General features: G+C 73.6%; 17 protein-coding genes and 2 tRNA genes. 10 read left to right on the forward strand and 9 right to left on the reverse strand.

Annotation, left to right across the window (positions count from 1 at the left end; translation table 11 throughout):
• Positions 1-83 precede the first annotated feature (83 nt).
• The gene (locus ACGFZP_RS09635) at positions 84-905 is read right to left on the reverse strand and encodes a maleylpyruvate isomerase family mycothiol-dependent enzyme (RefSeq protein WP_392930380.1); all 822 of its coding nucleotides are present in this window, start codon (positions 903-905) and stop codon (positions 84-86) included.
• A gap of 173 nt (positions 906-1,078) precedes the next feature.
• On the opposite strand from ACGFZP_RS09635, the gene ACGFZP_RS09640 reads away from it, so the two are divergent.
• The 3 genes from ACGFZP_RS09640 to ACGFZP_RS09650 all read left to right on the forward strand — a co-directional run bounded on the left by ACGFZP_RS09640 (position 1,079) and on the right by ACGFZP_RS09650 (position 3,959).
• Positions 1,079-1,876 (forward strand): carbon-nitrogen family hydrolase, encoded by a 798-nt coding sequence (locus tag ACGFZP_RS09640; RefSeq protein ID WP_392930382.1) that lies wholly within the window; start codon positions 1,079-1,081, stop codon positions 1,874-1,876.
• A 215-nt stretch (positions 1,877-2,091) separates the two neighbouring features.
• On the forward strand, positions 2,092-3,195 hold the full coding sequence (locus ACGFZP_RS09645) for a GntR family transcriptional regulator (RefSeq protein WP_392930385.1): 1,104 nt from the start codon (positions 2,092-2,094) through the stop codon (positions 3,193-3,195).
• Positions 3,196-3,311: 116 nt separating this feature from the next.
• Complete coding sequence (locus ACGFZP_RS09650) at positions 3,312-3,959, forward strand: hypothetical protein (RefSeq protein WP_392930387.1); 648 nt, start codon at positions 3,312-3,314, stop codon at positions 3,957-3,959.
• 34 nt (positions 3,960-3,993) lie between these two features.
• Here ACGFZP_RS09650 and ACGFZP_RS09655 read toward each other — a convergent pair whose 3' ends face one another.
• On the reverse strand, positions 3,994-4,779 hold the full coding sequence (locus ACGFZP_RS09655; RefSeq protein ID WP_392930389.1) for an SLATT domain-containing protein: 786 nt from the start codon (positions 4,777-4,779) through the stop codon (positions 3,994-3,996).
• Between the two features lie 461 nt (positions 4,780-5,240).
• Here ACGFZP_RS09655 and purD point away from each other — a divergent pair, with 461 nt between their 5' ends.
• The 4 genes from purD (at position 5,241) to ACGFZP_RS09675 (ending at position 11,447) form a co-directional block, all read left to right on the forward strand.
• On the forward strand, positions 5,241-6,488 hold the full coding sequence (gene purD / locus ACGFZP_RS09660) for a phosphoribosylamine--glycine ligase (protein WP_392930390.1): 1,248 nt from the start codon (positions 5,241-5,243) through the stop codon (positions 6,486-6,488).
• A gap of 588 nt (positions 6,489-7,076) precedes the next feature.
• On the forward strand, positions 7,077-8,657 hold the full coding sequence (locus tag ACGFZP_RS09665) for a hypothetical protein (RefSeq protein WP_392930392.1): 1,581 nt from the start codon (positions 7,077-7,079) through the stop codon (positions 8,655-8,657).
• Between the two features lie 228 nt (positions 8,658-8,885).
• Positions 8,886-10,424, forward strand: a complete 1,539-nt coding sequence (locus tag ACGFZP_RS09670; protein WP_392930394.1) for a N,N-dimethylformamidase beta subunit family domain-containing protein — start codon at positions 8,886-8,888, stop codon at positions 10,422-10,424.
• Positions 10,425-10,547: 123 nt separating this feature from the next.
• Complete coding sequence (locus ACGFZP_RS09675) at positions 10,548-11,447, forward strand: phosphoribosylaminoimidazolesuccinocarboxamide synthase (protein WP_392930395.1); 900 nt, start codon at positions 10,548-10,550, stop codon at positions 11,445-11,447.
• 25 nt (positions 11,448-11,472) lie between these two features.
• Here ACGFZP_RS09675 and ACGFZP_RS09680 read toward each other — a convergent pair whose 3' ends face one another.
• The 7 genes from ACGFZP_RS09680 to ACGFZP_RS09710 all read right to left on the reverse strand — a co-directional run bounded on the left by ACGFZP_RS09680 (position 11,473) and on the right by ACGFZP_RS09710 (position 16,154).
• Entirely contained in the window at positions 11,473-12,099 is a 627-nt protein-coding gene (locus ACGFZP_RS09680; RefSeq protein WP_392930397.1) for a response regulator, read from the reverse strand.
• A 100-nt stretch (positions 12,100-12,199) separates the two neighbouring features.
• Positions 12,200-13,444, reverse strand: coding sequence for a sensor histidine kinase (locus tag ACGFZP_RS09685; protein WP_392930399.1), 1,245 nt, complete (start codon positions 13,442-13,444; stop codon positions 12,200-12,202).
• A 76-nt stretch (positions 13,445-13,520) separates the two neighbouring features.
• Entirely contained in the window at positions 13,521-14,342 is an 822-nt protein-coding gene (locus ACGFZP_RS09690; protein WP_392930401.1) for an ABC transporter permease, read from the reverse strand.
• A complete protein-coding gene (locus ACGFZP_RS09695; protein ID WP_392930404.1) occupies positions 14,339-15,343 on the reverse strand; it encodes an ABC transporter ATP-binding protein in 1,005 nt (334 codons plus the stop codon). The genes ACGFZP_RS09690 and ACGFZP_RS09695 overlap by 4 nt, the downstream gene beginning before the upstream one ends.
• Positions 15,344-15,503: 160 nt before the next feature.
• A tRNA-Gly gene (locus ACGFZP_RS09700) sits at positions 15,504-15,579 on the reverse strand.
• Positions 15,580-15,633: 54 nt separating this feature from the next.
• Positions 15,634-15,706 (reverse strand) — tRNA-Gly (locus ACGFZP_RS09705).
• Between the two features lie 130 nt (positions 15,707-15,836).
• Positions 15,837-16,154 carry an Lsr2 family protein gene (locus ACGFZP_RS09710; RefSeq protein WP_392930407.1) on the reverse strand — a complete coding sequence of 106 codons (318 nt, stop codon included), beginning with the start codon at positions 16,152-16,154 and terminating at the stop codon, positions 15,837-15,839.
• Between the two features lie 453 nt (positions 16,155-16,607).
• On the opposite strand from ACGFZP_RS09710, the gene purS reads away from it, so the two are divergent.
• From purS to purL, 3 genes are read left to right on the forward strand one after another with little or no spacing between them, the layout of a single operon-like run.
• Positions 16,608-16,862, forward strand: coding sequence for a phosphoribosylformylglycinamidine synthase subunit PurS (gene purS, locus ACGFZP_RS09715; protein WP_033250393.1), 255 nt, complete (start codon positions 16,608-16,610; stop codon positions 16,860-16,862).
• On the forward strand, positions 16,859-17,560 hold the full coding sequence (gene purQ / locus ACGFZP_RS09720; protein ID WP_392930410.1) for a phosphoribosylformylglycinamidine synthase subunit PurQ: 702 nt from the start codon (positions 16,859-16,861) through the stop codon (positions 17,558-17,560). Before purS ends, purQ begins: the two co-directional genes overlap by 4 nt.
• Complete coding sequence (gene purL, locus ACGFZP_RS09725; protein WP_392930413.1) at positions 17,560-19,815, forward strand: phosphoribosylformylglycinamidine synthase subunit PurL; 2,256 nt, start codon at positions 17,560-17,562, stop codon at positions 19,813-19,815. Before purQ ends, purL begins: the two co-directional genes overlap by 1 nt.
• Positions 19,816-19,994: the final 179 nt, after the last annotated feature.

Raw genomic sequence — 19,994 nt, forward strand, 5'->3', positions numbered from 1 at the left:
CTGGTGCCAAGCTGACGTACGGAGGCGCGAGGTGCGCCACCCGGCGTGCGGTGGTGCGTGTACGCCGGGCGGGTGAGCCGGGGCTACGGGGTGACGGAGAAGTTGGCGAGGACGCGGGCGGCCAGCTCCTGGTCGCCCTCGACGGTGACCGGGCCGGGGCGGCCGCGGCCGCAGGCGAGCCGGACGTACGTCTCCCAGCCCATGGTGAGCTGGACGTCGGGGGCGAGGCTGATGGACTCGTCGACGGTGCCGCGCCCCGAGGCGTCGACCCGGACGGTGCGCAGGAACTCGACCGGGCCGGTGACGTCCACCACCAGGGCCGTCCCGGCCGGGGCGCCGGCCTGGTGGGCGACGGCCTTGGGCAGCGCCGACAGCAGGACGTCCCGGGTGATCAGCGCGGCCGGGGAGTCCAGGTTGCCGGGCTCGCCGAGGGCCCGGCGGAGGTCCTGCTCGTGCACCCAGACGTCGAAGACCCGGTTGCGCAGCAGCTCGTGGTACGGCAGCTCGCGGCTGTGCGGCCCGGCCGGCCAGCGGACCGGCTCGGTGGGGGCGTACCTGGCGTTCCGCAGCGCCCGGGAGCGGCGGATGATCGTGTACTCCAGCTCGCCGGTCATCTCCGGAGCGGTGTGGCAGCGGCGCTTGTCGACCGGCAGCTCGACGTACCGGGCGAACTCGTTGGTGACGTGCCGCAGGTCGCGCGGCAGCGAGTGGATCGGGCGGGGGTCGCCGAGCAGCTCGGACTCGAAGGCGATGACGTGCGAGACGACGTCGCGGACGGACCAGCCGGGGCACTCGGTGGCCCGGTTCCAGGCGTCCGTGGGCAGGGGGGCCACCAGCCCGGATATGGACTCGATGGACTGCGTCCACGCCTCGGTGTAAGCCTGCACGGTCTGGTTGTCCGTCACGGGAATCTCCGGCCCTCCGTCAGCTGCCTTGCCGTGCACGCCCCGGTTCGGGGAGGTCCGGGAAAGTCCGGCCTTCCGGGCGCACACGCTAACCGCACGTTACGCTGCCTGATGAGCCCAGGGCAGCGCTTTCGGGTGACGATCGTAGGCCTCTTGCCGTGGACGGTGGTACTGTGCGCGCTTCATTGATCCAACTCGCGGTCTCCGATGCCGAGCCGGCCGCTGAGCGACGGGCCCGGGCGGCCGCCCTGGTCCGCGCGCAGCAGGGCGCCGACCTGGTGGTTCTCCCCGAGCTGTGGCCGGTGGGCGGGTTCGCGCAGGACAGGTGGTCGGACGAGGCCGAGACCCTGGACGGGCCGACCTCCGACGCGATGGCGGCCGCCGCCAAGGCGGCCGGGGTCTGGCTGCACGCCGGTTCGATCGTCGAACGGGACCCGGACGGTCCGATCTACAACACCTCCCTGCTGTTCGCCCCGGACGGCGAGCTGGTGCACACCTACCGCAAGATCCACCGCTTCGGCTTCGACGAGGGGGAGGCGGTGGTGATGGGCGCCGGACAGGAGATCGTCACGGCCGCCACCGACTTCGGCACGCTGGGCCTGGCCACCTGCTACGACCTGCGCTTCCCGGAGCTGTTCCGGGCCCTGCTGGACGCGGGTGCGCAGCTGCTGGTGGTCCCGGCGGCCTGGCCGGCCCGGCGGCGCGACCACTGGACGCTGCTGAACCGGGCCCGTGCGGTGGAGGAGCAGGCGTTCGTGCTGGCCTGCAACACGGCGGGCACCCACGGCGGGGTCGAGCAGGCCGGGCACAGCCTGGTGGTCGACCCGTGGGGCCGGGTGCTGGCCGAGGCCGGGGCCGGCGAGGAGGTGCTCACCGTGGAGTTCGACCCGGCGGAGGTGGCGAAGATCCGCGCGGAGTTCCCGGTGCTGCGCGACCGGCTGCTGGGCATCCCGGCGCCCGTGCAGCGGTGACCTTGGTACGGCGGTGACCTCCGTACGGGGGTGACGTCCGAGGGGGCCCGACGCCCCCGGTGACGCTCCCGTCCGGCGTCGGGACACGGCGATTTCCGGGTGCTTGAACACGACCGCGGCACATTTGAGAAGATGAGCGTTCGTCGTGTTTCACACCGTTTCCTCCGCCGGTCCGTCGAGAGCCGGCCGGCGGGCCGCCCGAGGAGGTCGCGCGCATGTCCGGTACCGGCGCTGGCGACACCCGTCCCGTGATCCACCGCAACAGCCTGCGCGAGCAGATCGCCGGTGCGCTGCGCGAGGAGATGATGGCCGGCCGGATCGCGGCGGGCCGCAACTTCACCGTCAAGGAGATCGCCGAGCTGTACGGGGTCTCGGCGACCCCGGCCCGCGAGGCGCTGGTGGACCTGGGCGCCCAGGGCCTGCTCCGGGCCGAGCACCACCGCGGCTTCACGGTGCCGGAGTTCGACTGGGTCGACTTCCTGGAGATCTTCGAGTCGCGGGTGCTGCTCACCGACAGCGCGTTCCGCCAGCTGGCCGTGCGGGGCGCGCCCACGGACGCCAACCGGCTGCCCTCGCTGCGCCGCCGCGCGGACGCGGCGGTCCGGGCGGCCCGGTCGGGGAACCTGGACGTGATGGTCGGCTGCGACCGCCGGTTCTGGCAGGAGGTGGCCGGGCTGCTGGGCAACCGCCGGATCGGCGACTACCTGGACTGGCTGCGGGTGCAGTCGTGGATGTTCGCCGCCCCCTACCTGCGGACGATGCCGGTCCTGGCCGGGGTCTGCTGGGACCGGCACGTCGAGCTGGTCGAGGCGATCGAGGCGCGGGACCTGGCGGGTGCGCACCGGATCATCTGCGACTACAACCTCTTCACCGTCCGGCTGCTGGCCGAGCTGGCCGGACAGCCCGAGGAATCGGTGGGCGTCCTGCTGCTGCTGACCGGGCCGCTGGAGACGGGCCCGGTGGCCCGGACGGCGCCGCAGGACCAGGCTGGGCCCGGCGGCACGGCACCGGGCGGCCCGGAGTACGGCGGGGCGCAGAGCGGCAGGGCGCACGGCCCGGCCGAACCGGCCCGCACGGCGGACGGCGCCCGTCCGGGTGGATCCGACCGGTCCGACCAGGCCGACCGCACCCGGGACCAGGGCCGCGAACTCGGCCGGGAGCTGGGCCGCGAGCTGGGTCTGGGCCTCGGCCTGGTGCCGCAGCCGCGCTCCGTCCCGTACGGCCGGTTCGGCCGCCGCCTGCCGGACCCGCAGGGCGTCTCCCGGCCCGCCTCCCAGCCCGGCTCCCCGCCAGACCCGCACCGCGCGCCGGGCCGGTAGGGTGGGCGGTCGTCGTACCGGAGGGTCCTCGTACGGACCGTCCGGGTACCGACCCGTCCACCCGTCGTCCGCCCCCTGCAGGCGGACCCCGTCGCCCGGAGAGGAAGAGCCGGCTCATGGCCTGCGACCTCTGGCTCGTCCCGCTCGTGGACGTGCTGAGCCACAGCCCCGAGAACCCCTTCCGGGACGATCTCGTGCTCTACAACGCCGTGTTGGCCGCGAACGGCCTGCCCGAGGTGCCGGTCTACCAGTACGTCCCGGGGATGAGCGGGGCGGTCGAGCCGATAGCCGCGTTCGACTACGACTCGCTGCACTTCCTGCGCCGGGCCTACCTGCTGGGCCTCACCGGCCTGGACATCACGCCGGTGGACGCGCTCGGCGGCGACTACGAGCAGCTGCTGGAGATGTTCGAGAGCAGCGCGGAACAGTCCCACCTGGTCTGGCACTTCGACCACGCCGGCGCCTATGTGCCGATCGAGTTCGCGGTACCGCTGGTGGACGACGCGCTGCTCGCCTCCGGCGGCCCGCTCGGCTCCACCCACGGCCTGCTGCGCGAACTGCAGGCGGTCGCCCCGGCCCTGGGCCTCGACCCGCTCAACCCGCCGGACCCGACCAGGCCGCTCGGCCCGACCGGCCTGGAGCAGCCGTTCGGCCCGCCGATCGACGACCTGCACCCCTTCGCCCGGGAGCGGCACGCCTGGTCCGGCCTCTACGCGGCGGCGACCCGCAGCCTCACCCAGGGCTCGATGATCGTCTTCGCCTGAGCCCGACGACCACCGCCCCCCTCGGACCGCCGGCTCAGCGCAGCGGCCCCTCCGGCGGGCGCTGACGCGGCATGGTGGGCCGGGTGCCCGGCGGCGGCAGGATCCGCACCTGGGCGCCCACGCCCGCCTCGCTGCGCCCGCCCCAGTTCCCGGAGGACTGGGTGGGCAGCTGGGTCATGCCCGCCCGGAACTCCAGCATCCACTCCGAGGTCTCGGTGCGGACCATGTCCGAAACGTCCTCGCAGAACCGCCGCAGCACGCCCAGGCAGCGCTCGGCCGCCTCGCCCGCGGTGCCCTCGGTGGGGCCGAGCACCTCGCGCACGCACTCCGAGGCCCAGTCGAACTGGAAGGCCTCCAGCCGGCGCTGCAGTGCCTGGGCGGTGGAGACGTCCCGCATCCACCCGGAGGTCAGGCCGAACACCCGGTCCGTGCCGTAGCAGGCGGCGGACAGCATCAGTGCGACGTAGCCCCAGCCGGAGGCGTTCGCCACCGTGCCGGTGAGGTCCACCAGCGGGGCGGTGACCCCGCCGACCGCGAACCCGGCCGAGCCGAATCTCAGCAGCCGGGCCCAGCGGCGCTTCCAGACGCGGTCCCTGCGGTACCAGTCGATCGCCTCGACCGCCCGCTCCTCGGACCAGCGGTAGAGCTCCTCCAGCCGCTCGGCCGGCTCGCCCCAGTCCCCGAGCGGGAACTGGCGGGCGCTCAGATCGGTCCGGCGGCGGGTGGACGCCCGGCGCGCGATGGTGGCGGCGGGCTGGTCCTCCTCGCCGACCTCTTTGCCCCAGGCACTCTCCTCGGGCTGCATTTCCGGCTGGCTCACCTGTGGGGCTCCCTGTGGCGGGCGGACTGCTGGGTCTGACATGGCGTCGCCCTGACGTTTCATCCGCCTGACTGGCCGTGAAACACCGGATGACGCATCGGACCCGCGACGCCTCCGGGTGAGTGTGGGCACCCGGGGACCGCGCGGACCGGCGGCTGCCGGCGGTTGTCCAACAGCACTTCTTACCGCCAAATGGCTGACCATGGGAGCGCTTCGCCAATGATCGTTATCGGATTCGGCCACCGGATGCCGAGGTGAGCGGGTTGCGGGGGTCGGCGAGATTTCACCCGTCCGAGGGAGGCCCCGGTCACCCGCCGTCCTGACCCGGATACCCGGAGCGCACCACCCGGGGCGCCGCTTGGAGGTTCCTCCAGTCCACGGGCCGGGGAGGGCCGGTCGGCTGGAGGTTCGGACGGGACCGGGGGGCGGCGCGATCAGGCCACCGACTACCCTTGCCAAGCGTGAAGGTCCTCGTCATCGGCGGCGGCGCCCGCGAACACGCCCTGTGCCGCTCTCTGTCCCAAGATTCCGCCGTCACCGAGCTGCACTGCGCCCCGGGTAACGCCGGGATCGCGCAGGTGGCGACGGTCCACCCCGTCGACCAGCTGGACGGCGCGCAGGTCACCGCGCTCGCCCGGCGGCTCGACGCCGACCTGGTCGTGGTCGGCCCGGAGGCCCCGCTGGTCGCGGGCGTCTCCGACGCCGTGCGCGCGGCCGGCATCCCGGTCTTCGGCCCCTCCGGCGCGGCCGCCCAGCTGGAGGGCTCCAAGGCCTTCGCCAAGGACGTGATGGCCGGCGCCGGTGTGCCCACCGCCCGCTCCTACGTCTGCACCACCCCCGAGGAGGCCGCCGAGGCGCTGGACGCCTTCGGCGCGCCCTACGTGGTCAAGGACGACGGCCTGGCCGCCGGCAAGGGCGTGGTGGTCACCTCCGACCGCGCCGAGGCCCTGGCGCACGCCGCGTCCTGCGAGCGGGTGGTCATCGAGGAGTACCTGGACGGCCCCGAGGTCTCGCTGTTCGCGATCACCGACGGCACCACCGTCCTCCCGCTCCAGCCCGCGCAGGACTTCAAGCGCGCGCTGGACGGCGACGAGGGCCCCAACACCGGCGGCATGGGCGCGTACTCGCCGCTGCCCTGGGCCCCCGAGGGCCTGGTCGAGGAGGTCCTGGAGACCGTCCTGCAGCCGACCGTGGACGAGCTGCGCCGCCGCGGCACCGAGTTCTCCGGCCTGCTCTACGCAGGCCTGGCGCTGACCTCGCGCGGGACCAGGGTGATCGAGTTCAACGCCCGGTTCGGCGACCCGGAGACCCAGGTCGTGCTGGCCCGGCTGCGCACCCCGCTGGCCGGCGTGCTGCACGCCGCCGCCACCGGCGCGCTGGACCAGCTGGAGCCGCTGCGCTGGGACGACGGCGCCGCCGTCACCGTGGTGATCGCCTCCGAGGGCTACCCGGCCGCGCCGCGCACCGGCGACCCGATCGAGGGCCTGGCCGAGGCCGAGGCCGCCGACGGCACCGCGTACGTGCTGCACGCCGGCACCCGCGCGGACGAGGACGGCCGGGTGCTCAGCGCCGGCGGCCGGGTCCTGTCCGTCACCGCCACCGGCACCGACCTGGCCGAGGCCCGCGGCCGCGCGTACGACGCGCTCGGTCGGATCGGCCTCAAGGGCGGCCAGCACCGCACCGACATCGCGCTCAAGGCCGCGCAGTAGCGCCTCGCGCGCGCCCTGGCGGCGGGCCGAGCGCCCGACGGTCCGAGCGCACCGCCGGAGGGCGCTGTGTTCCACGGGAAACAACCCCCATGGACGCAGCGCCCTCCGGCGTTTCCGGGGTGGGAGGGACCGGAGCGGCCGATGGGGCCGCCACACCGTTCGGCGGCCGGAATCAACCCCATCGAGTGATAGCGCCCGCATCCGGCTGACGTAGCCGGGTACTCGGCCTTATGGTGCGCTGGATCGCAGTGCCGCGGGCCGTGTCGCTGTGGTCCCCGCCGGGTAGCGGCGGTCACGCGGGGGGATGCTGGACGGCGTCCGGCACGCCGGGCCGACACGCCCGGGATCGCTTCGCACGGGCCGGGTGCGGGTCGTCCGGAATTCGGGCGCCGTCACCGGGACGAGTGGAAACCGGGGAGATCCGGAACACCCACCCGTACGCGGGCGTCAGAACTGTCAGTAGCGCCACGCAGCATGTACTAGCCGGGGATCGGATGCCGCCGTCTCCCGGTCGGAACTGATCGTTTCGAGTCGGCTCAGGGGTCCGTCGCCGGGCTCCCGAGGGCTCCGAAGGGGGTGCCGCACCGTATGGCCGTTGTCGACGCCGCGCGCGCTCATGCCCACGCCGTCCTGCGGGTCCGAGGTCTGGCCCTCGCCGCCGCCGTACTGCCCGCCGCCACCGCGGTGGTCCTGCTGGCGGGCCGGTTCACCGGCCGGCTCGGCGCACCGGGCTCCCCGGACGCCGCCGGCTGGGACGCCGTCCGCTGGGTGGTCTGCGCGGTCGCCGCCGCCACCCTGCTGGTGGCCGCACTGGTCGCCAGGGCCTACCGCCGGGCCGTCCCGCCACAGACCCCGGCCGTGCCGCTCGACCGGGCCCAGGCCCCCGAGCTGTACCGGCTGATAGACGAGCTGGCCGACCGCCTCGAAGTCCCCGCGCCGTCCCGCATCGCGCTCACCCCCGACTGCGACAGCTGGCTGGAGGACCTCCCGCCGGTCCGCGCGGCCGGCCGGCCCTTCGCCCACCGGGCCGAGGGCGAGCCCGCCGCGCCGATGCTGGTGATCGGCTCGCCCTTCCTCTGGTGGATGCGGGCCGGGGAGCTGCGCGCCCTGCTCGCCCCGGTGGTGGCCGGTACGGCGGCCTCGGTCGATCCGGACATCGCCGCCGCCCGCCGGTTCCTGCGCAGCCTGGACGCCAGCCTGGACTCCGGGCCCGCCCCCGCTCCGGGCCTGGGCGGCGCCCCCGCACCCGCGGCGCACCGGCCGCCCCGGCGGGGCCCGGCCGCGCTGGTCGACCGGATCACCCGCAGGCTGCTCGGCGCCTGCCGTGCGCACTCCGCCGAGCTGGAGCGGGCGGTCGCCGGCTGGGCCTCCGAGCAGGCCCGCACGGTCGACTACGGGCTGCGGATCGCCGCCCAGGAGCAGGTCGGCCTGGCCTACGCGGGCTGGGACCGGCTGCTCACCCGGGTCGCGCTGCCCGCCTGGCGGCTCGGCCGCCACCCCACGCACCTGAACGCCGGCGTGGTCGCCGCACTCACCGAGCTCTCCCGGCGCGACCGGCTGGCCGACGGCTACGGCACCCGGCTCGGCGACCGCCCGGCCTGCGACCTGCTGGAGGAGCCCGGCGCGGTGGACCAGGCGGTCTCGCTGCTCGCCGCCGACCTCTTCTTCGGGCGCCCGGCCTCCGGCGCCTGGCGGGAGCTGGAGTGGTCCGACTACCCGGCCGAGGTGGTCGACGCGGGCTGGCGGGCCCGGGCCGCCGCGCTGCAGGCCGCCCTGGACCGGCTCGCCCCGCAGGCCCGCCCGGGGGCCCCGACGCTCACCCGGCTGCTGGTCCGGCTCGCCGACGGGGACGGCGAGCCGCTGGCCGCCGCACTCACCGCCCAGCTGGCCCGCACCACCGCCCCCGCCCCGCTGCTCGAACCCGTCCGCACCGGCCGGGACCTGCTGGTCGACCACGTCACCGCGATGGTCTGCTGCGCCGCCGTCGACACCGCCGGCGCCACCCCCGGCCTGGACTGGCTGGACGGCCCGGTGCTGGTGCTCGGCGGGGTGCGGCGCACCGATCTCGCCGGGCCGGTCGCCCAGGCCGTCGAGCAGGGCCAGGACGGGCCGCTGCGCGCCTGGCTGGACGCGGCCGACGTCCGGCTGGAGAAGCCGGTCCGGCTCTGAGCCGACCGCCCCGGCGGGGCGCTCGGCGAGCGGGCTCGCGCCCCCGCGGCGGCCGACCCCGCCGGGTCTTCGCAGGCCGGGGCCCTCTGGACGCCGGGGCGGAAGATTGACCGCCACTAGTTGCTACCGTGGGGTGACGCAGCGCCAGCACTGTGTGGTGTATTAGACCGCACGCACATCCGGGGGGCACATGCCAGCCGGTGGAGGGTGCACCTGTGGGAGGGGCGCGTGGGGACGGAACTCAACCGCCGCTGGGAGTCCGGAACGCACGCGTACAGCGTGTCCGACCCCTTCGGCCAGGGCCCGCTGCCCTGGCTGCGCAGCCCCGACCAGTACCTGGAGGGTGCCGAGGGCGCCCTCCCCTGGTACGTCTCGGTGGATGCCCCCGGCCAGCAGCCGCTCGCGGGCGGTGCCAGACCCAAGCCGCCGGTCGGCACCCCGCAGGGCGCCAACGACGTGGTGCAGCAGATCAAGGGCTTCGCCTCGGCCGGGGTCGTCCGCCCCGGCGGCTCGGTGGACTTCCGGGTCACCGTCAACCCGCCGCGCGAGTTCACCGTGGGCGTCTACCGGATCGGCCACTACGGCGGTGACGGCGCCCGCCACATGACGTCCAGCCCGCTGATCGCCGGGCTGGCCCAGCCCGCCCCGCTGGTCGTCGGCCGCACCGTCTCCTGCCACCACTGGTGGCAGTCCTGGCGGCTGCAGATCCCCGCCCACTGGCGGCCCGGCGCCTACGTCGCCGTCCTGACCACAGCCGACATGCTGCACCGCAGCCACATCCCCTTCACCGTCCGGGACTTCGAGGAGCAGTCGCACGCCGCCGAGCTGCTGCTGGTCCTGCCGGACGTGACCTGGCAGGCCTACAACCTCTTCCCCGAGGACGGCCGCAGCGGCGCCAGCCTCTACCACGCCTGGGACGACGAGGGCCGGCTGGTCGGGGAGTCGGAGGCGGCCGTCACCGTCTCCTTCGACCGCCCGCACGCCACCGCGGGCCTGCCGCTGCACGTCGGCCACGCCTACGACTTCATCCGCTGGGCAGAGCGCTACGGCTACGACCTCTCCTACGCCACCGCCACCGACCTGCACGCCGGGCTGGTCGACCCGTCCCGGCACCGTGCGCTGGTCTTCCCCGGCCACGACGAGTACTGGTCCGAGCCGATGCGCCGGGCCGCCGAGCGGGCCCGGGACGGCGGCACCTCGCTGGTCTTCCTCTCTGCCAACACCATGTACTGGCGGGTCGAGCTGTCCGCCGCCGCCTCCGGCGAGCCCAACCGGCTGCTGAACTGCCGCAAGCGCCAGAAGGTCCCGCCCGGCAGCCCGGCCGCCGGGGCGGGCGCCGCCAGCGCGCTCTGGCGGGACGCCGGCGAGCCGGAGCAGCACCTGCTGGGCCTCCAGTACTCCGGCCGGGTCGCCGCACCCGTCCCGCTGGTCGCCCGGCACACCGCGCACTGGCTCTGGGACGGCACCGGCGTCCAGGAGGGCGAGGAGCTGTCCGGGCTGGTCGCGGGCGAGGCCGACCGCTACTACCCCAAGGTGGCGCTGCCCGAGCACACCGAGCGGGTGCTGCTCGCGCACTCCCCGTACCGGGACCTGGCCGGCCGCACCCGCTACCAGGAGACCTCGCTGTACCGGGCGCCGAGCGGCGCCTACGTGTTCGCCGCCGGGACCTTCGCCTGGTCGCCCGCGCTGGACCGGCCGGGCCACACCGACGAGCGGATCCAGCGCGCCACCGCCAACCTGCTCGACCGCCTCTGCAAGAACGGCTGAGAAGAGAACGGCTGAGAACCCAGGACCGGCCCGCGCGGGCCTCCATGACAGACTCGGGTCCAGTGACCTCCCCATTCGCGCGTCCCACATGCACGCGAACGACCCCTGAGGACTGAGACGACCTTGAGCGGATTTGTCACCAAGCCCGAGCCGGTCCAGGTGCCCGGCCTGGTCCACCTGCACACCGGCAAGGTGCGCGACCTCTACCGCACCGAGTCCGGCGAGCTGGTGATGGTTGCCAGCGACCGCACCTCGGCCCACGACTGGGTGCTGCCCAACGAGATCCCCGACAAGGGCCGCATCCTCACCCAGCTCTCGCTGTGGTGGTTCGAGCGGATCGCCGACCTGGTGCCCAACCACGTCGTCTCCACCGAGGTCCCGGTCGGAGCCCCCGCCGACTGGAAGGGCCGCACGCTGGTCTGCCGCAGCCTGGAGATGATCCCGGTCGAGTGCGTCGCCCGCGGCTACCTGGCAGGCTCCGGCCTGAGCGAGTACCGCGCCGACCGCACGGTCTGCGGCATCGCCCTGCCGGACGGCCTGGACGACGGCTCCGAGCTGCCCGCCCCGATCTACACCCCGGCCCTCAAGGCCGCGGTCGGCGACCACGACGAGAACGTCCCCTACGAGGAGACCGCCCGCCGGATCGGCGCCGACCTGGCCGCCCAGCTGCGGCAGACCACCCTCGCGGTCTACTCCCGGGCCCGGGACATCGCCCGCGACCGCGGTCTGATCCTGGCCGACACCAAGTTCGAGTTCGGCCTGCAGGACGGCGAGCTGGTGATCGGCGACGAGGTGCTCACCCCCGACTCCTCGCGCTACTGGCCGGCCGACCAGTGGGAGCCCGGCCACGCGCAGCCGTCCTTCGACAAGCAGCTCATCCGCGACTGGCTGACCTCCCCGGCCTCCGGCTGGGACCGCCACAGCGAGCTGCCGCCGCCGGCCCTGCCGGCCGAGATCGTCGAGCTCACCCGCAGCAAGTACATCGAGGCGTACGAGCGGCTGACCGGCACCACCTGGCAGTGACCGGGGCGCCCGCGGGCGCGGCTGGTCAGATCCAGCCGTGCTCGCGGGCGATCCGCACCGCCGCATGGCGGTTCTCGGCGCCCAGCTTGGCGGCCGCCGAGGAGAGGTAGTTGCGGACGGTGCCCTGGGAGAGCGCCGCGCGCTCGGCGATCCCGGCGATCGAGGTGCCGTCGGCGGCCAGCTCCAGCACGTCCGTCTCGCGCGGGGTCAGCGGGGTCCCGCCCGCGCTGATCGCGTCCGCCGCGAGCTCGGGGTCGACGTACCGGGCGCCGGCCCGCACGGTCCGGATGATCCCGGCGAGGTCGGCCGCCGAGACGGTCTTCGGCAGGAAGCCGCGCACCCCGACCTCCAGCGCCCGCTTCAGATAGCCGGGGCGCCCGTGGCCGGTGACGATCATCGCGCGGCAGTCCGGCAGCAGTCGGCGCAGCTCGGTGGCCACCTCGATGCCGTCCAGTCCGGGCATCTGCAGGTCCAGTACCGCGATGTCCGGGCGGTGCGCCTTCGCCATGGCCAGCGCCTCCGGGCCGGAGGCGGCCTCGGCGACCACGACGATGTCCTCCTCCAGGGAGAGCAGCGCGGCCAGCGCGCCCCGGATCAGGTGCTCGTCGTCCGCGAGCAGGACGCGTACGGGGGCGGGGGCGGGGTCGGTCATCGGCGGGCCTTCTTCCGTAGCCGAGCGGGGCCGGAGCGGGGCGGGTCAGGACGGAGCAGAGCGGGGCAGGGCAGGGCAGGTCAGGGCAGGTCAGGGCAGGTCAGAGCGGGTCGGGGCGGAGCGGCACGCTGGCGAGCAGCCGGAAGCGGCCCGGCCCGGCGGCCGGGACGAGCAGCTCGCCGTCGTGGGCGGCGAGCCGCTCGCGCAGTCCGTGCAGTCCGGTGCCGCTGCCCTGGGAGGGGATCGGGACGTCCGGTACCCCGTCATTCTCCAGCTCCAGTACCGCCCGGCCGTCCTCCCGGTGCAGCCGGATCGCGCAGCGCCCGGCCTCGCTGTGCCGCAGCACGTTGGTGGTCGCCTCGCGGATCACCCAGCCGAACACCGACTGGACCGGCTGGGGCAGCTCGTCGGCGTCCCCGCCGAGGTCGATCTCGCAGGCCACGTCGGCGGCGCGGAGCACCGCGCGGGCACCGATCGCCTCCGCCTGCAGGTCCGCGGTGCGGTAGCCGCGGACCACGTCCCGGACCTCGCGCTGGGACTCCTGCGCGATCCGCTGCACCTCGGTCATCTGGTCGGCGGCCTCGGGGCGGCCCCGGCGGGCCAGTTGGACGGCGAGCTCGCTCTTCAGCGCGATGGTGGTGAGGTTGCGGCCCATCACATCGTGCAGGTCGCGGGAGAACCGCAGCCGCTCCTCGGCCACGGCCAGCCGGGACTGCGCCTCGCGGGCGGCGTCCAGCTCCCAGACCACCGACTGCAGCCAGGCGAAGCTGCGGCAGCTGCCGGCGACCAGCGTCATCGCCAGCACCTGGCCGACCAGCAGGCCGGTGGCCGTCCCGGAGTCGATGCCGGCCAGCAGCACCGCGGGGGCGACCAGCGCCATGGCGCCGAACCCGGCGGCGCAGGCCTGGCGTACCGACAGGCCCACCCCCGCCGGGCCGAAGGCGGAGGCCAGTAGCGAGGAGACGGCCACGATGGTGAACGGCGGGCCGGTCGGGTCCTGCGGTCCGCCGTGGGCGGGGCCGAGCAGCAGCACCGCCCATGAGCCGGCCACCACCACCGTGCCGCTGATCGCGAGCCAGCGCAGGTGGTCGGAGGGCCGCTTCAGGTAGTGGTCGAGCGAGGTGCGGAAGGCCCGGAGGGTCACCAGCGTGCTGGCCAGGGCGACGACCAGGCAGACCTGGGCGGCGCCGCGGACGTCCTGCTGCCCGGCGGAGCTCGCGATGGCCAGCGCGATGAGCGGCAGCACGATCAGCGGCACCAGGTAGAGCGACCAGCGGAGGTAGAGCTCGGTGCGCTGGGGCTTGCCGTAGCCCTTCCAGGTGCGCACCGGCGCCAGGACGTCCATCTGATCCGCTCCCCGTTCGATCATGACCGTGCTGCGTTCTTCCTATCAGGTGCGGCGGGCCCTGTCCGGCCCCGCGTCAGCGGCGGGGCTCCCAGCGGAAGTAGCGCACGGCGCCCCAGGCGGCGAGGGCGAGCCAGACGCCGCCGGTGACCAGGTACGGGGCGGCGGGCGCCCAGGTGCCGAGGAAGCCGGTGGGGGCGTCGGAGCCGTCGGTGCCGAACCAGCCGAGGCGGATCAGCTGGAAGGCCGGGGTGGTGGGCAGCAGGCGGCAGACGTCGGCCATCCGGTCCGGCATGACCTCGAGCGGGTAGAAGAGGCCGGAGCCGAACTGGGAGATCAGCAGGACCGGCATGGTGGTGATGCCGGCGCTCTCGACCGTCCTGGTGAAGGCACTGGAGAGCGCGGCGAGCCCCATCAGGGTGCCGATGACCAGGACCAGCCCGAGGGCCAGCAGCAGCGGGTTGACCGGGACGGCGAGCTTGAGCGCGAAGGCGCCGCCGATGCCGATCACGGTGCACATCAGCAGGGCGAGACCGACCGAGGGCACCGCGGTGCCGGCCAGGATCTCGATGTCCCGGGCCTCGCCGGTGCGCAGCCGCTTGAGCACCAGCTCGCCGCGCCGGGCCACGTAGGCGGCGGTCAGGTTGTAGTAGACGACGAAGGCGAGGACCATCCCGATCGAGCCGCTGACCAGCAGCGAGTCGACGTCCAGGCCGGGGTTGTCCTCGGCCTGCTGGGAGAGCACGTTCTTCAGCCCGCCGATCAGCACCAGCGGCAGCAGCAGGGCGGTGAACAGCGCGGTGCGGTTGCGCACCAGCAGGGTGGCCTCGGCGCGGCCGAGGGCGAGCAGCCGGCCGGTGGTGGTGGTGCTGCGGGCGGCGGGGGCGGCGGTGGTCATCGGGCGGATCCGATCAGGCGGCGGCGGGCGGCGGGGGCGGCGGGGGTCTCGGCCGGGGGCTCGTGGGCGGCCTCGGCGGCGATCGCGAGGAAGGCCTCCTCCAGCGAGGCGCTGCGGGCGTCGAGCGCGCCGAGCGTGATCCCGTGGTGGTCGGCCCAGACCAGCAGCTCGGTGAGGGTGGCCTGGAGGCGCGGGGTCTGCACGGTGATCCGCCGGCCGACCGCGAGGACCTCGGCGGAGGTCAGCGGCGGCAGCGAGGCCCCGCTGAACTCGGGCAGCTCGAAGGTGATCCGGGAGGGGCGGCCGGCGATCACCTCGGCCACGGTGCCGGCGGTGACGACCTGGCCGCGGTGCATGATGGCCAGCCGGTCGGCCAGCTCCTCGGCCTCCTCCAGGTAGTGCGTGGTGAGCAGCACGGTGGTGCCCTCGGCGCGCAGCTCGCGCACCAGGTTCCAGACGGCGGCGCGGGCCTCGGGGTCGAGGCCGGTGCTGGGCTCGTCCAGGAAGAGCACCTCGGGCCGGCCGAGCAGGGCCATCGCGAGGTCGAGCCGGCGGCGCTCGCCGCCGGAGAGCTGCTTGACCCGGACGTCGCGGCGATCGACCAGGCCGACCAGCTCCAGCGCCTCGTCCACCGGGCGGGCCCCGCTGGTCAGGCCGGACCAGCTGCGGCCGGTCTCGGCCACGGTGAGGTCCCCGGGGAAGCCGCCCTCCTGGAGCATGATGCCGATCCGGGGGCGGACGACGGCGCGCTCGCGGTAGGGGTCGTGGCCGAGCACCCGCACCCGTCCGGCGGTCGGGGCGGCGAGGCCCTCGATCAGCTCCATGGCGGAGGTCTTGCCGGCGCCGTTGGTGCCGAGCAGCGCGAACAGCTCGCCGCGCCGCACGTCCAGGTCGATGCCGCGGACGGCACGGTATCCGGAGGCGCCGGAACCGTAGTGGCGGTGCAGGCCGGTGACCTCGATCACGCTGTCGCCCGGGGTGCGGTGCTGGCTCGTTTCCATGGCTCAAGCCTTCCGCCGCCCGGGCGCCGGGGGCAGTGCGAGCCGTCACCGGTGCGGGGTGCGGATCCACGGGTGGGCGATGACAAATGTCATGGGTGCATGCCCGGGGAATGGCCGGGGAAATGCCGAAGGGCCCCCTCGATGAGGGGGCCCTTCGTACTGGAGCGGACGACGAGATTCGAACTCGCGACCCTCACCTTGGCAAGGTGATGCTCTACCAACTGAGCCACGTCCGCAGGATGGAGATATTGAGTTGTAGCGTGCTCGCGCACTGTTGCTCGCGCACTACGAGCGGACGACGAGATTCGAACTCGCGACCCTCACCTTGGCAAGGTGATGCTCTACCAACTGAGCCACGTCCGCACGGTACCTGGTGGGGCACCGGCCGCCTCTCGGGATCTCTCCGTTGCGGCGACGAGGATTACTCTACCCCATCGATCGGGGTGGTCGCCCCACCCTTTCGGGCAGGCGGGGCGACCGGGCTCCGCCGAGGTCAGTTCGCGTCGGCGAAGGCCTCGTACACGTGCTTCGGGATGCGGCCCCGAGCGGGCAGCTCCATGCCGCGCGACTGGGCCCAGGCACGTACGGCGGCCGGGTCCGGGGTCAGCGCGGTGCGGCGGAAGGACTTACCGGTACGGCTCTGACGGCGGCCGGCCGCGACGAAGGGCGCGAGGGCCTCCCGCAGCTTTTCCGCGTTGTCCAGGGACAGGTCGATCTCGTACGACTTCCCGTCGACGCCGAAGTGGACGGTTTCCGCGGCCGCGCCGCCGTCCAGGTCGTCGGAGAGCGTGACGACTACACGCTGAGCCATGGGTGTCAATCCTCTCGGGCAATTCGGCCGAAGGGCGCGGGGTGCGCTCCCGGGGCCTGATGTGCACCACGTGCGCAAGCACATACGGGCAGCCCGATGGCGTGCCGGATACGCAGCACTTGCCGCAGCAGGTGGCCCTATTCTGCACCCGAAGCGGGTCGAAATCGAAGAGTCCGGCTTTCTTTTCCGGATATTCACGTGTCTTCGTCGGAGTGCCGGATACCGGCGCACTCGACTGGCCGATCTGTCCCGGAGTGCCGTATTCGGGCGTTCTTCGTCCCTTCCCGCCGCGGCGCCGAAACCCCTGAAATGGGGTGGCCCGGAGGGCCGGAACCCTTGGGGCGTAAGGGGCGCGGGTCTACGCGCGTCGCCCTCCCCGGCCAGCAAAGTCGGCCGAAACCCCCGGTAGTCTGGAGTTCCCCCGCCTTCACGAAGACACCACCGGGAGTGCCAGTGGCACGCGTCGTAGTCGACGTCATGCTCAAGCCGGAGATCCTCGACCCCCAGGGACAGGCGGTGCAGCGTGCACTGCCCCGTCTCGGATTCGCCGGGATCGCCGACGTCCGCCAGGGCAAGCGCTTCGAGCTGGAACTGGAGGGCCCGGTCGACGACGCCGCGCTCGCCCGGATCCGCGAAGCCGCCGAGACCTTCCTCGCCAACACCGTGATCGAGGACTTCACAGTCCGCGTCGAGGAGGAGGGCAAGTGACCACCCGAGTCGGCGTCGTCACTTTCCCTGGTTCCCTCGACGACCGCGACGCCCAGCGCGCGGTCCGCCTGGCCGGCGCCGAGCCGGTCGCCCTCTGGCACCGTGACAAGGATCTCCACCAGGTCGACGCCGTCGTCCTGCCGGGCGGATTCAGTTACGGCGACTATCTGCGCTGCGGCGCCATCTCCCGCTTCTCCCCGGTGATGGACACCATCATCGAGCAGGCGAAGCTGGGAATGCCGGTTCTCGGTATCTGCAACGGGTTCCAGGTGCTGTGCGAATCGCACCTGCTGCCCGGCGCGCTCACCCGCAACGACTCGCTGCACTTCATCTGCCGCGACCAGAAGCTGCGGATCGAGAACGCCGGCACCGCCTGGACCCGGGATTACTCGGCCGGCCAGGAAATCGTCGTCCCGCTCAAGAACGGCGAGGGCCGCTTCGTCGCCGAGGCGCACGTCCTGGACGAGCTGGAGGCGGAGGGCCGGGTGGTCGCCCGTTACCTGACCGGTGGCAGCGCCGCCGACGGGTACGGTAACCCGAACGGTTCGTACCGTGACATCGCCGGCATCACCAACGCCGCCGGCAATGTCGTCGGCCTGATGCCGCACCCGGAGCACGCCGTGGAGCCGCTCACCGGTCCGACCGTCGAGGGCCTGGGCTTCTTCACTTCCGTCCTGAAGCAGCTGGTGAACGCCTGATGAGCCTCGACACCGTCAAGAACGCCGAGCAGACCCCGGACGCCTCCCAGCCCTGGGCCGAGCTCGGTCTCAAGCAGGACGAGTACGCCCGCATCCGCGAGATTCTCGACCGTCGCCCCACCGGCGCCGAACTCGCGATGTACTCGGTCATGTGGTCGGAGCACTGTTCGTACAAGAGCTCCAAGGTCCACCTGAAGCAGTTCAGCGAGAAGAAGCCGCAGAGCGACGCCATGCTCGTCGGCATCGGCGAGAACGCCGGTGTGGTCGACGTCGGCCAGGGCTACGCGGTCACCTTCAAGGTGGAGTCGCACAACCACCCGTCGTACATCGAGCCCTACCAGGGCGCGGCCACCGGCATCGGCGGCATCGTGCGCGACATCCTGGCGATGGGCGCCCGCCCGGTCGCCGTGATGGACCCGCTGCGCTTCGGTGCGGCCGACCACCCCGACACCCGGCGCGTGCTGCCCGGGATCGTCGCGGGCATCGGCGGCTACGGCAACTGCCTGGGCCTGCCGAACATCGGCGGCGAGGTCGTCTTCGACTCCTGCTACCAGGGCAACCCGCTGGTCAACGCCCTGTGCGTGGGCGTGATGAAGCACGAGGACATCCACCTCGCGCAGGCCTCCGGCGCCGGCAACAAGGTCATCCTCTACGGTGCCCGCACCGGCGGCGACGGCATCGGCGGTGTCTCGGTGCTCGCCTCCGAGACCTTCGACGCCACCGGCCCGGCCAAGCGCCCGGCGGTCCAGGTCGGCGACCCGTTCCAGGAGAAGCTCCTCATCGAGTGCACCCTGGAGATCTTCGCCGAGAAGCTCGTCAAGGGCATCCAGGACCTCGGCGGCGCCGGCCTCTCCTGCGCCACCTCCGAGCTGGCCTCGGCCGGCTCCGGCGGTATGCGGATCGAGCTGGACACCGTGCCGCTGCGCGACAACACGCTCTCGCCCGAGGAGATCCTCATGAGCGAGTCGCAGGAGCGCATGTGCGCCATCGTCGAGCCCGACAAGGTCGACCGCTTCCTGGAGATCTGCGAGAAGTGGGACGTCATCGCCACCGTCATCGGTGAGGTGACCGACGGCGAGCGCCTGGAGATCTTCTGGCACGGCGAACTGGTGGTCGACGTGCCGCCGCGCACCGTCGCCCACGAGGGCCCGACCTACCAGCGTCCGTACGCCCGCCCGAGCTGGCAGGACGCGCTGCAGACCGACGCCCCGACCGCCGAGCGCCTCGCCCGCCCGACCACCGGTGAGGGCCTGAAGGCCGACCTGCTCAAGGTCGCCGGCTCGCCCAACCAGGCCTCCAAGTCCTGGATCACCGACCAGTACGACCGCTACGTGCTCGGCAACACCGTGCTCTCGGTGCCCGAGGACTCCGGCATGATCCGGATCGACGAGGAGACCAACCTCGGCGTCTCGGTCGCCACCGACGGCAACGGCCGCTACACCAAGCTGGACCCGTACACCGGCGCCCAGCTGGCCCTCGCCGAGGCGTACCGCAACGTCGCGGCCGGCGGTGCCAAGCCGCTCGCGATCTCCGACTGCCTCAACTTCGGCTCCCCCGAGGACCCGGACGTGATGTGGCAGTTCGCCGAGGCCACCCGCGGCCTGGCCGACGCCTGCCTGGAGCTGGGCACCCCGGTCACCGGCGGCAACGTCTCGCTCTACAACCAGACCGGCGAGACCGCCATCCACCCGACCCCCGTGGTCGCGGTGCTCGGCGTCATCGACGATGTCACCCGCCGCACCCCGATCGCCTTCGCCGAGGAGGGGCAGCTGCTCTACCTGCTCGGTGACACCGCGGACGAGCTCGGCGGCTCGGCCTGGTCGCAGGTGGTCCACGACCACCTGGGCGGTCTGCCGCCCAAGGTCGACCTGGAGCGCGAGCGGCTGCTCGGCGACATCCTGATCGCCGCCTCGCGCGACGGCATGATCGACGCCGCGCACGACCTCTCCGACGGCGGCCTCGGCCAGGCCCTGGTGGAGAGCTGCCTCAAGGGCGGCCACGGCGCGCGGATCATCCTGCCCGAGGGCCAGGACGCGTTCGTGTTCCTGTTCTCCGAGTCGGCGGGCCGCGCGGTTGTCGCGGTGCCGCGCAGCGAGGAGCTCCGGTTCAACGACATGTGCACCGCGCGCGGCCTGCCGGCCACCCGCATCGGTGTGGTCGACGGCGATGTCCTGGACGTCCAGGGCCAGTTCACCGTCTCGCTGGCCGAGCTGAAGGACGCCCACACCGGCGTCATCGAGGCCCTGCTCGCCTGACACCCCCATGGTCGCGGGCCCGCCCCGAGCCGAAGGGCCGCGCCGGTGCCGAAAGGGAGAGCGCGAGGAGGCCGCGAGGTACGAGCGGCATTGGAGCGCCGACCGTCGGCACCGGACCGAGCGGCCCGGAGGCGAGCGGGCGAGTTACAGCGGGCGGGCGGTTCTGCGGAACCGCCCGC

This window comes from Kitasatospora sp. NPDC048239 (assembly GCF_043202015.1).
Taxonomy (GTDB): Bacteria; Actinomycetota; Actinomycetes; order Streptomycetales; family Streptomycetaceae; genus Kitasatospora.

Bases quoted from the DNA above. Each gene is read 5' to 3' on its own strand.
- ACGFZP_RS09645 (WP_392930385.1), top strand. From the start codon at position 2,092: ATGTCCGGTACCGGCGCTGGCGACACCCGTCCCGTGATCCACCGCAAC.
- ACGFZP_RS09650 (WP_392930387.1), top strand. From the start codon at position 3,312: ATGGCCTGCGACCTCTGGCTCGTCCCGCTCGTGGACGTGCTGAGCCAC.
- ACGFZP_RS09665 (WP_392930392.1), top strand. From the start codon at position 7,077: ATGGCCGTTGTCGACGCCGCGCGCGCTCATGCCCACGCCGTCCTGCGG.
- ACGFZP_RS09680 (WP_392930397.1), bottom strand. From the start codon at position 12,099: ATGACCGACCCCGCCCCCGCCCCCGTACGCGTCCTGCTCGCGGACGAC.
- ACGFZP_RS09685 (WP_392930399.1), bottom strand. From the start codon at position 13,444: ATGGACGTCCTGGCGCCGGTGCGCACCTGGAAGGGCTACGGCAAGCCC.
- ACGFZP_RS09690 (WP_392930401.1), bottom strand. From the start codon at position 14,342: ATGACCACCGCCGCCCCCGCCGCCCGCAGCACCACCACCACCGGCCGG.
- ACGFZP_RS09695 (WP_392930404.1), bottom strand. From the start codon at position 15,343: ATGGAAACGAGCCAGCACCGCACCCCGGGCGACAGCGTGATCGAGGTC.
- ACGFZP_RS09710 (WP_392930407.1), bottom strand. From the start codon at position 16,154: ATGGCTCAGCGTGTAGTCGTCACGCTCTCCGACGACCTGGACGGCGGC.
- purL (WP_392930413.1), top strand. From the start codon at position 17,560: ATGAGCCTCGACACCGTCAAGAACGCCGAGCAGACCCCGGACGCCTCC.